Annotated in this window: 3 protein-coding genes; all 3 read left to right on the top strand. The window is 66.3% G+C overall.

What is annotated here, in order from left to right; all coding sequences use genetic code 11:
- Positions 1 to 55: 55 nt before the first annotated feature.
- The 3 genes from OO014_RS19210 to OO014_RS19200 are packed head-to-tail and all read left to right on the top strand — an operon-like array spanning position 56 to position 2,317.
- Entirely contained in the window at positions 56 to 391 is a 336-nt protein-coding gene (locus OO014_RS19210) for an MmoB/DmpM family protein (RefSeq protein ID WP_272463935.1), read from the top strand.
- 33 nt (positions 392 to 424) lie between these two features.
- Complete coding sequence (locus OO014_RS19205; RefSeq protein ID WP_272463934.1) at positions 425 to 1,981, top strand: YHS domain-containing protein; 1,557 nt, start codon at positions 425 to 427, stop codon at positions 1,979 to 1,981.
- Positions 1,982 to 1,993: 12 nt separating this feature from the next.
- On the top strand, positions 1,994 to 2,317 hold the full coding sequence (locus tag OO014_RS19200; RefSeq protein ID WP_272463933.1) for a phenol hydroxylase subunit P4: 324 nt from the start codon (positions 1,994 to 1,996) through the stop codon (positions 2,315 to 2,317).
- Positions 2,318 to 2,332: the final 15 nt, after the last annotated feature.

The following is a 2,332-nucleotide window of genomic DNA, read 5'->3' as shown; positions in this document are numbered from 1 at the left end:
GAGCAGGTCGCCGACGACCTGCGCGCCGCCCACTCCGCCCCCAAGGAGGCCTGAGATGACCGACACCGCGAGCACTCCCGCCAGGTCCGCCGCCACGTCCGCAGCCACGTCCGCAGCGACCCGCCAGGTCGGCGTCGACATCCAGGAGTCGGAGACCAACCGCGCCGTCGTCGAGGCCATCGAGGCCGACAACCCGGACTGCGCCGCCCAGCACATGCCCGGCCTGGTCCGGATCACCGCCCCCGGTCGCCTCGTCATCAACCGGGTCACCGTCGAGGACCGCCTCGGGCGCGAGTGGGAGACCCACGAGTTCCAGATGGCGATCGTGTCCTACTTCGGCCACATCCAGGAATGGGATGACGACGAGATCGTCATCGCCTGGGACCACTGAGACGACAGCACGAAGCGACAAAGGAGCCGCATCATGACCATCGCCCCCAAGGCGCCCCGCAAGCTGTCGATGAAGCAGCGATACCAGGCGCTCACCCGTGACCTCGACTGGGAGCCGAGCTACGTCTCCCGTGAGGAGATGTTCCCCTACCTCGAGTTCGAGGGGATCAAGATCCACGACTGGAGCAAGTGGGAGGACCCCTTCCGCCTCACGGTCGACGCGTACTGCAAGTACCAGGCGGAGAAGGACAAGCGCCTCTACGCCGTGCTCGACGGCTTCGCGCAGGGCCAGGGCCACCTGTCCCTGACGGACGCGAACTACCTCAACGCGATGAAGATCTTCCTCCAGGGCATCGCGCCGAACGAGTACAACGCGCACCGCAACTTCGCCTACCTGGCCCGTCACCTCGGCGGCCCGGGCCCGCGCTTCGCGGCGCTGTGCCAGTCGATCGACGAGATGCGGCACACGCAGACCGAGGTGCACACCCTCAGCAACTACAACAAGTACTACAGCGGGTTCCACAACTTCAGCCAGCAGCACGACCGGGTCTGGTACCTCTCGGTGCCGAAATCGTTCTTCGAGGACGCCCTGTCGGCCGGCCCGTTCGAGTTCCTCATCGCCATCGGGTTCTCCTTCGAGTACCTGCTGACGAACCTGCTCTTCGTCCCGTTCATGTCCGGCGCGTCCTTCAACGGCGACCTGCCGACGATGACGTTCGGCTTCTCGGCGCAGTCCGACGAGAGCCGGCACATGACCCTCGGCCTCGAGGCGATCAAGTTCCTCCTCGAGCAGGATGAGGCCAACGTGCCGATCGTCCAGGCGTGGATCGACAAGTGGTTCTGGCGGGGCTACCGGGTCACCGGTCTGGTCGCCCAGATGCTCGACTACATGCTGCCCCGCAAGGTCATGTCGTGGAAGGAGGCCTTCGAGCTCTACTTCGAGCAGCAGATGATGCAGGGCCTCTTCCAGGACCTCGCGTTCTACGGCATCACCCCGCCGAAGCACGTCGAGGACGCCATCGGCGAGAAGGAGATCCTCTCCCACCAGGTCTACTGGATCCTCTACCAGTTCTCGCACGCCGCGTCCTTCACGACGAGCGTCCCGAACGACGAGCACATGGAGTGGCTCTCGAAGACGTACCCGGAGACGTTCGAGAAGCACTTCAAGCCGCTCTGGGACAAGGAGAAGCGCAACATCGAGAACGGCGGCCGGCACTTCGTCCGCGGCCTGCCGCAGCTGTGCCAGGTCTGCCAGATCCCGATGGGCTTCACCGAGCCGGGCGACCCGACGACGATCTGCCAGCGCGAGTCGGAGTACAACGGCGAGAAGTTCCAGACCTGCTCCAACGGCTGCCAGTGGATCTTCGAGCGCGAGCCGGAGAAGTACGTCCAGGCCTGGCTGCCCGTCCACCAGATCTACCAGGGCAACTGCGGCGGCCCCACGCTGCCGGACGTGCTCCAGTGGTACGGCCTGCAGGACGGCGACAACGGCGAGTACCTCGGCTCGGTCGACGAGCGCAACTGGACCAAGTGGCATGCGGAGGCCCCCATCTCCGAGCCCGCCCCCACCGAGCCCGCCCCGACGGCCTGAGAGGAGACCGACATGACCGTGAAGAGCCTTGGGACGTATGACTTCCCGTCCCGCTCGCGTCAGGAGCTCTACGGCGACGACCAGCTCGTCCACGTGTGGTTCAAGGACAACCCGTGGTTCTGCGCGGCCGCGTGCTTCCGCGCCCCGAAGGCGATGACGTGGGGCGACTTCTGGTCCCAGCTCGTCATCCCCTTCGCCGAGGAGGACCCGGACTTCGACCCGGCCGCGGCCCGCACCTGGGCGCTGCACGGTGAGTCCATCGCCCCCCGCGACGACCAGACGCTCGAGGAGCTGGGCGTCGTCCACAAGGACGTCCTCGCGACCGTCCTGGCCTGAGCCACCCACCCAAGG

Origin of the sequence: Intrasporangium calvum (assembly GCF_028446585.1) — a bacterium.
Taxonomy (GTDB): Bacteria; Actinomycetota; Actinomycetes; order Actinomycetales; family Dermatophilaceae; genus Intrasporangium; species Intrasporangium calvum_A.
The sequence above is the reverse complement of the archived record's forward strand: the minus strand, read 5'-3'. Positions and strand labels throughout refer to the sequence as shown.